The following is an 8,298-nucleotide window of genomic DNA, read 5'->3' as shown; positions in this document are numbered from 1 at the left end:
GACGGCAAGCGCTACGGCACTGTCCTTCAGATCAGGCGCTTGCGCAGGCAGATAGACCTGCCGGACAGAGGCCTCGAGGCAGCTGCCTGACGCCCCGGAGCTACGGAATGTGTCATTAACGAGCTTCAGAAGCAGAAGCGTCAGCGCAACATCGGGAGACCGACCAAGCGCCTCGCGCAGGGCCAAGGTGCGATGCGCAGTCAATTCCTGAACGAGGCGCTCAGGCAGAGGCTTCAAAGCGTCCTCATCCTCGTCCTCCGGAAGACCAGCCCCGAGCGGCTGCCCACCAGAAGTGATGATGGTCCCGACAGAGGCATCGGCATGACCATCATGGACATCCGAGACGGAAACCCCGGGATCACCCCCCTGCCCCACTTGCACAGCATCGGCATCACCGCCATCGCCAGTCGCCGTCTCCGCGCGCGGCTCATCCTCGGGCCGGACATAACCGCGGCAAACTGACAACCGCCCTGAGCGATCAAGGGTCACAAAGGCCCCTGCCCGCGTGATTTCATCCGGATCGAAGACCAGCGGTCGTGCCTCGATCGCTTCCATGGCCAACTCCAATTCGCCAAGACGCGCATCGACCTCTTCGGGGATTTCATCCTGCCCGGCATATTCCTCCTCGAGCGCACGATATTCAGCCAGCAACGCGGCATGCGCCGCAACCTCATCATCGCTCATTGGTGCAGGATCACCGGACAGCCGCCGCAACCCGTGGCTATAGCCATAAGGCAGATCAAGGGCGACCTCGATCCACTTCCAGCCTTCAGTAGTGATTGCTTCGGCCTCAGCCTGCAGCCGATCAGAAACAAGCCGATCGAGCAGCGCGACATCTTCAAGCCAGCCACCATCATCGCCCTGAAACAGATCGCGCAGGATAGTGCCGCCTGCTGCTTCATAAGCCTCAGCGCCGACAAACACCGCGCGACGATCCGAGGCGCGGACAGAGGTTTCCGTCAGCATGCGTCGGATCTGAAACGGCTCCTTGTTCCACGACGATGAAATCACGTCCCAGACCTGCATCTGGCGGTCATGATCAGGATTGACAGTGAAGGCCATGAGCTGCTCGAGCGTCATGCCGTCCTCAGCATAGACATCCAAAAGGGCAGGGGCCACGGCTGCGAGTTTCAACCGCTGCTTCACCACTGGCGGTGTCACGAAGAAGGCCGCGGCAATCGCCTCATCGCCCTGACCTTTCTCGCGCAAAGCCACGAAGGCGCGGAACTGGTCGAGCGGATGCAGGGCCACACGCTGCATGTTTTCCGCAAGGGAATCGTCCTCGGCCAGGGTGTCGGACGCAGCATCGCGCAGGATGCAGGGAATGGGCGTCGTCTTGGCCAAGCGCTTTTGCTTCACCAGCAAAGCCAGCGCTTGAAACCGCCGCCTGCCTGCGGGGATTTCATACATGCCGGTCTCGGTGCCATCGTCATTCAACATCGCCCGCACGCTCAAGCCCTGCAACAGGCCGCGCCGCGCGATATCTTCGGCCAGTTCCTCGACAGACACACCGGCCTTGATGCGTCGCACGTTGGATTGGCTCAGCATGAGCTTGTCGAAAGGGATGTCCTTGGATGCAGACAGGGTAATTTTTGAGGCAGATTTCGCCATCAGTTCATCTCCACGACGGGCGCCGGAAGCCACTCTCCCGATCTCACTTCCCGTCACCCTCAAACCAACAAACCTTTCCCTCTAGACTTCAAAATCTTCAAGTCTTGGTATTCTGTTGCTGCACACTTAACAGCTGTTAAGGTCGGTGGGTCGTGATGAGGGCCTACCCGAAGCAAAGTTGCTTAACAGCTGTTAAGCCGCGTTTTTTCGACCGAGCAATGCCATGATCATCGGTCCGCAAGAAAACTCCCCCGCCGCAGCTTTTGCTGTAAGAGCACGCAGATAAGCGCCCGGCGACCTGATGGCTTCGAAGCGTTCAAGTATTGCTAAAAGCACAACTGATGCTTGTTCTGGGCCCATAAAGCGCTGCGCGTCTTCCCAGGTTTCGGTGTTGATACCCATTGCAGGCCGGACATGACAGGCGGCATCAAACAATTGGTGCCAATGCCGAACATCCCCTTGGTAGAAGGTTCTAAAAGTGGGGCATGCCGTAGTGACAAGATGTAACGGGATACTTGGTGACGGTTTTAGTTCGCGGCACTCTTCTGTTTCTGCGGGCATGGAGAGTTGTTCTTCGTGCACAACATCTGCGTCTGTCCTTTCTTCTAAGTGCGGTTCAAATTCTATAGATTCTTTATTTGTATTATGATGGTGATGCTCAATTCTGGCGTCATTGATGCTCATTTTTTGTGTTTCTGACCCGTCAATGATGTCCTTGGCGTACTCGAGCATGGTTTCCAGTTGAGTACGGTACTCTGTTAACTCCTCATGTGTCAGCCTACGGCGGAGGGCGCGGGCTGCATTGGCTGTGATTGTGTTCATCTCACCCCAGATGGAGCGCTCTGGATGCGTCTCTTTCCCATACTCAGTCAGTGCGGTCAGATCACGGCGCATCAGGCTTACAATTACGCGCAACCGCTTCATGCGGCTTTCTGCTGCGCGTACGGCCTCCGCGGCCCGCATGATTTCTTCAGCGCGGCGGTAGAGTGGGGAAAGGTCAAAACCAAAGGCAATACGATCTTCGCCGTACTTGCGCATAAACCGTTTTCCGTTCGGGCTGTCGCGGCGTATGAGGAAACGAGCATCGACCAGCCGCGCTAGATAGCGGCGCATTGTCGAACAGGCCATGCCATTGAGCCGCTCACAGATTGCCTTATTGGATGGGAAAACAACCATTTCGGCGTTCCCGCCGAGCGCATCATCTGGAAAAAAGCTGAGAAGTCCCTGAAGGACCGTTAGATCGCGCTCCGTGATGCCAAAGGCAGCTTGTGCCTTGGACAATTCCCGCAGTAAATCCCATTTATTGATCGGCTTGCGCTGGGAAGGCGGCTCGCCCGCAGTGACAACGCTCAGATGCGCATACGAAATTGGCCGCCGAAACGGGGAAATGGGAGTGTATTCCATGCTTTCATTCACGAAGGCAAAATATATCCGGCCCGCGAATCACTTAAGACTTGCAGGAGAGGGGCCAGGGCGCTACTTTCAGAGGTGCGAAAACTGAAGTTTTGTAGCGGGCTGGCCCCGTGCGAAACCTAACGAAAGGTCTCGTGAAGCTTGCTTCTCGGGGCCTTTTTTATTTCTGCCTGTGTCGTGCCTCCTTTTTGTTGGTTGCTCTTCCTCAGTCCTCGTGGCGCTTCCAGCGCGCATGAAGCTCGGCAAGCAGCTGTGGGGCGTTACCCTCTAGCCAGCTGACAAAATCAGTGTTGTCCGCGTTCAACTCAAGCTTGAGTTGCTTTCCACGACGCCCAGTTGAGACTGTCGCGGCGCCAACTCCCGGAATGGTTACACCGGACGCCCGCTTGCGGGGTAAGGTATCTGAAGGTTCTGTTCGCCCCGCCGCAGAAAGAACCGCGAGGAATGCCTTGTCAGACGTCTCATCGATCCCAACTGTGTGGGCGGACCGAGCCTCACGGGCTACAGATGCAAGCTCGATACGGTCCACCCCGGCGGTTCCAAGGCATTTTTTGAGCTCCTCCCATCGGGGGCGGCCAATTCCGGGCGCAGCACCGATTGCGAGGATAAGATCCTCTCCGACCGTACGCACAACGCTCAGCAGCTGTGAGACACCTGCCTCAGTCAGGTTCAGAACCTCTGCAACGCCCTTGTTTGTGCGCTCGGATTCGCTCAGATGATCGCCATCCAGCAAAGCACTTGCGACCATGGCCCGTTCAATAAAGCTCAGATCACGGCGTTCCTGATTCTCCAAAAGCTGATCGCGAAGGGCCTGATCACCCTCGACTTCGGTCACAATTGCGCGGACTTTTATCCCAAGATCGCGGCACGCCTCCAACCGGCGACGACCATAGATCAAACTATAGCGATTGCCCTCCATTGGTCGGACCAGAATGGGAACGCGCTGACCATTTCTTGAGATGGACGTCTTAAGACCCTCGATCTCTATTTGCAGGCGATCATCAAGCCGCCCTGTGGTCTCGATATGGCCAGGGTCGATCTCAAATACACCGCCCCGAAGGCGCCGCCCCTCCAACGCGTCGGGCGCGTTTCGGAGGGTCTGTAGAGGCAGTCCAAGTTTAGGTTTTCTTGCCATTGCGGCCCCACGTGTTCTGGATGATCGTAGCGATCTCGTCGTTGACTGCATTCATGGAATCAATTGCGCGATCAAAGGTCTGGCGGGTAAAGTCCTTCTTGTCTGCCTCATAGAGCGTCTGCTTTGTAAGGCCCGCGTCCGAAATCGCGGTCGACTCTACCATGTGATTGGTAAGGACGGACCGACCAAAAAGACCACGGATAAAGGCAATAACTTCGGTTTGCGGCGCATCGCCTACTTTGTAGCGGGTCGGCAGGAAGCGCAGCCAGTCGAAGCGCAAATTCGCCCCCGCGTCCCGAATGACCCCAAGCAGGTCTGCGGTCATCCGCAGAAACTGGGACATTGACATGAGGTCAAGCATCTGCGGGTGTACTGTAACCAGCACGCCCGATGAGGCAGAAAGGGCCGACATGGTCAAAAAGCCCAGCTGTGGCGGGCAGTCGATCACGACTACGTCGTAATCAGCTTCAACACCGTCGAGAGCGTCACGCACACGGGCGAAAAAAGCACGCGCACCACCACGCTGGATCGCAGCCGGTGTTTCATGCTCGAACTCCATGAGCTCAAGGTTGCCAGGAATCAGGTCGAGGCCGCGAATATAGGTCTTTCGGATCACGTCTGAGATCGGAATAGGCTCATCGTAGCGGACAGCATCGTAAAGCGTTCCGCCTTCCATAAGATCAAGCTCCGGCTGGATGCCGTGAAGCGCGGAAAGGGACGCTTGGGGGTCCAGATCAATCGCGAGGACCCGATACCCTTTTAGGGCAAGCCGCTGTGCAAGATGCGCAGAGGTTGTCGTTTTGCCACTGCCGCCCTTGAAGTTCACGACAGAGATGACCTGAAGCTCATCTCCAGCCCGGCGTCCGGGGACATAGGTTCCGGGCTTCTTGGCGTTCACCTCAAGGGCCTGACGAATTGTCCAGATGTCTTCAAGCGTGTAACGCCGGTGGCTGCCAGCGGTGGTCTCGACATCGGCGATTTTTCCCTCTCGATGCAGCTTGCGAAGATAGGTATGATCTACGCCAAGGAGTTCAGCCGCCTCGCCGCTGGTCAGGCTGCGCATGACTTTCTTGGCGTCTGGCGGGAAATGAGCCGCGCGTTGGGCATGAAGGTTCGACGCGAGAAGCTCTGCGTAGTGCCCGATGGCGATGTCTAAGTCCTGCTCGGCTTCACTCATGTCTGCCCCAATCCGTGGTCGCGTTTTTTATGTGATCGTACGTTATTTTTCGAGACTATTGCCCGAACAGCTAGATTCGCGCAAGCACTTTCTATATTTGGTGTTCAGACAACCATCGCACACAAGGCAGATCAACCGTTTTGTGTTGCGCATTGCAACAAAATGATATACAATTTCTTTCTGTATATCAAACTATTTGAGGTCACCATGCAGGTTGCAAAATGGGGTAATTCACTTGCTGTCCGCTTGCCGGTCGAACTGGTCAGAGAACTGGGCTTGAAAGAAGGCGATAAGATCGATCTGATCAAGGATAACGGGACAGTGAGAGTTAGGCGTCAGGCACGGGCAGATGAGGTGCTAGAGTGCTTGCGTCAGTTCCGGGGCAAACTTCCCGCATCTCAGCGCCTGAGTCGTGAAGCAGCGCATGAGCGCTGAGTTCGCCGATACCAACATAGTCCTGTACCTGCTGGATGATAGCCCAAAGGCTGATCGTGCCGAGGCCATAATAGGGCAGGGACCTCGCATCAGTGTACAAGTGCTGAATGAAGCTCTGGTGAATTGTAGACGCAAGGCGGGCCTCAATTGGGATGAAGCCAACGCCTTTCTATCTGGCATTCAGGCGTTATGCCCAGTTGAGAATTTAACCGTGCAGACACATGAGATCGGCCGTGCACTGGGCGAGCGCTACAGCTTTTCTGTATATGACTCGATGGTCGTTGCCAGCGCATTACTCGCTGGCTGCACCACTCTCTGGACAGAAGACATGCAAAACGGGCTGCTGGTGGAAAGTCAGCTTCAGATCGTGAATCCATTCGTCTGAATGACTTCGCTCCAACTGTAACCTTGCAATTGCTCCAGAGAGTGGACGAATTGCAAGGTTATTCTCTTCTATCGAGCATCCCCAGCCGCTCTGCCCGCTCCAACAGCATCTTCACTGACGAGGGCTGCCATTTGGACCGTCCGCGAGGCGTGCGTTCGCGCATGGCTTCCAGCCGGTCGCAGATGGCTTGCAGCGTCATGTCCGGGTTCGCACCTTTGATGCCAGCAATAATGGCGGGCAGGCGGTCGTCCGTTTCGCGCCGCCCGGCCCGGCCCAGCACGGTGGCGGGCAGGAACCCGTCGCGTACATAAGCCTTCACAGCACGCAGCAATCGGCTTTGGCTCCAGCGACGCGCCTGGGGCAGGGGGGCGTTGATGATGCGCAGTACATCTTCCCAGGCCATGTCGGGGCGCAAGCGGCGCACCTGCGGCACCCAATCCTGAGCCGTGCCGTTCAGCCGCTCCATATAGCCATCCTGCCGCGCCAGTCGGACCTTGCGCAGGGCAGCCGGATCACGCGCGCGCAGGCCGGGGTTGCCGCCAATACGGCCTTTGGTCCGCGCACTGGCCAACCCCGCCTTGGTGCGTTCGCGGATCAGCGCGCGTTCAAATTCCGCCGCAGCGCCCAACACCTGAAGCGTGAATTTTCCCTGCGGGGACGCGGTATCGATCGGGTCCTGAATGGAGCGGAAGAACGCGCCCTTGGCGTCCAGCCGCTCAATCACCTCCAGCAAATGCGACAGTGACCGCGCCAGCCGGTCGATGCGCACCACCACCAGCGTATCGCCCTTGCCAACCCGCTCCAGCACCCGCGCAAGGACAGGCCGCGCGCGGTTCCCGCCCGAGGCCTGTTCTTCATGAATCTCGACACAGCCCGCTGATTTCAGCGCCTGCGACTGGGGCAGGGGGGTCTGATCCTCGGTAGATACGCGCGCATAGCCGATCAAGGGCATGAAATCGTACCTTTTGCAATTACGGATACGACTAATAAACGACCGTTTGTAAACGAATGCAAGGGCGCTCTCTTTGGCGCTGCTTACCGGAAAGCCCTTGGTTTCCATACGCTGAGCGCGATCAGAGAGTTCTCGCAGACCATCGCGCGCGCGTGCTATGTAAGGTGTACAGACGCACTCTGAGAAACCCTTGGGTAAAATGCAAAATGGCCGTATTTTGCACACATGCAGTCTAGAACCCTCACTATTTATGATGTTTCCGACGCCCTCGCCATTGATGCAGAGGAGGTCGAACAGGCGTCCGAGGACGATCTGTGGTTCCTACCCGGCCCGATGGAAGACGAGCCGGACTATTTGCCGCCAGGACCACGGGCTGAATCACGTGAAACCGAGGTCCTCGACGAATGGCGGAAGGCAGAGGGGGGCCAGGCCGCGCGTCTTGCCCGTGTGGTCGGCCGCATCGGCGCGCTGGACAACCGATTGAAGCGCGGACCGGAAGGATGGCGGCACAGGCTGGCGCTGATGGAAGCAGCAGATCTGACCTAGCACACCGGCGACCGCATCAGCCAGGATCGGCTGGCGCTCTGGATCTCGCTGCGCCTGTCCGGCGTCCTGGACGACACGGCGGCGTTGGCGCGAGTCGAATGGGCAGTTCGGCGGCTGACGGGTGGACCGGGGCTGGAACAGGACTTGGCGGGCTTCCTCGACCGTTGCGACCCCGAGAACCTCAGTGATGAGACCGAGCCGTTCGTGGATCGCGCGAGCGGTTGGCTGGATCTGATGGGGCAAGCCGCAGACCTGCACCCGATCACCCGCGCCGCTATGGGCTTTCACCTCTGGCGCCTCGCGGGGCTCGGGCAGCACGGTGACCAGATGGAAGCGGCTGTCGTAGCTGCGCGGATCGCTGCCAGCGAGGGGAGAGGAGCAGTCTTCGCGCCTCTGGCCATGGGCGGGGCAGGGGGGTTATCCGTGTAGAAATGAACAAGATCGCCGAGAAGCGTCGCCGATTTGGGTATCGGCGCATCGGCGTGTTGCTCGAGCGCAAGGGCATGGTGATGAACGAAAAGAAGCTCTACCGGATTTATCGTGAAGAGGGGTTATCGGTGCGCCGCAGACGTGGCCGTAAGCGGGCACGCGGCAGTCGGACACCAATGCCAGTGCCGCTGCGGCCGAACCAGCGCTGGTCGTTG

General features: G+C 58.0%; 7 protein-coding genes and 2 pseudogenes. 4 read left to right on the top strand and 5 right to left on the bottom strand.

The genetic code is table 11. The features are described 5' to 3' along the window. The 4 genes from PUT78_RS22310 to repA all read right to left on the bottom strand — a co-directional run. Positions 1-1,611: ParB/RepB/Spo0J family partition protein (locus PUT78_RS22310; protein ID WP_274354447.1), on the bottom strand; the 1,611-nt coding region annotated here is incomplete at its 3' end. 192 nt (positions 1,612-1,803) lie between these two features. Beyond that, a complete protein-coding gene (gene repC / locus PUT78_RS22305; protein ID WP_274354446.1) occupies positions 1,804-3,015 on the bottom strand; it encodes a plasmid replication protein RepC in 1,212 nt (403 codons plus the stop codon). A 214-nt stretch (positions 3,016-3,229) separates the two neighbouring features. Beyond that, complete coding sequence (locus PUT78_RS22300) at positions 3,230-4,159, bottom strand: ParB/RepB/Spo0J family partition protein (RefSeq protein WP_274354445.1); 930 nt, start codon at positions 4,157-4,159, stop codon at positions 3,230-3,232. Next, positions 4,143-5,336, bottom strand: coding sequence for a plasmid partitioning protein RepA (gene repA / locus PUT78_RS22295; RefSeq protein ID WP_274354444.1), 1,194 nt, complete (start codon positions 5,334-5,336; stop codon positions 4,143-4,145). Before repA ends, PUT78_RS22300 begins: the two co-directional genes overlap by 17 nt. Before the next feature lie 207 nt (positions 5,337-5,543). Here repA and PUT78_RS22290 point away from each other — a divergent pair, with 207 nt between their 5' ends. Together PUT78_RS22290 and PUT78_RS22285 are read left to right on the top strand one after the other, a co-directional pair. Continuing rightward, positions 5,544-5,771 (top strand): AbrB/MazE/SpoVT family DNA-binding domain-containing protein, encoded by a 228-nt coding sequence (locus tag PUT78_RS22290; protein ID WP_274354448.1) that lies wholly within the window; start codon positions 5,544-5,546, stop codon positions 5,769-5,771. Continuing rightward, on the top strand, positions 5,761-6,156 hold the full coding sequence (locus PUT78_RS22285) for a PIN domain-containing protein (protein ID WP_274354443.1): 396 nt from the start codon (positions 5,761-5,763) through the stop codon (positions 6,154-6,156). Before PUT78_RS22290 ends, PUT78_RS22285 begins: the two co-directional genes overlap by 11 nt. Before the next feature lie 58 nt (positions 6,157-6,214). Here PUT78_RS22285 and PUT78_RS22280 read toward each other — a convergent pair whose 3' ends face one another. Continuing rightward, positions 6,215-7,108 carry a recombinase family protein gene (locus PUT78_RS22280; protein WP_274354442.1) on the bottom strand — a complete coding sequence of 298 codons (894 nt, stop codon included), beginning with the start codon at positions 7,106-7,108 and terminating at the stop codon, positions 6,215-6,217. Positions 7,109-7,333: 225 nt separating this feature from the next. Here PUT78_RS22280 and PUT78_RS22275 point away from each other — a divergent pair. Together PUT78_RS22275 and PUT78_RS22270 are read left to right on the top strand one after the other, a co-directional pair. Further along, positions 7,334-8,074 (top strand): annotated as a pseudogene (locus tag PUT78_RS22275) (hypothetical protein); the annotation flags it as partial. Next, positions 8,074-8,298: pseudogene (locus tag PUT78_RS22270) on the top strand (IS3 family transposase); the annotation flags it as partial. The pseudogenes PUT78_RS22275 and PUT78_RS22270, both read left to right, overlap by 1 nt.

Source organism: Roseinatronobacter alkalisoli (assembly GCF_028745735.1).
GTDB lineage: Bacteria > Pseudomonadota > Alphaproteobacteria > Rhodobacterales > Rhodobacteraceae > Roseinatronobacter > Roseinatronobacter alkalisoli.
Note: the sequence above shows the minus strand (reverse complement) of the source record. Positions and strands in the feature narration are given on the sequence as shown.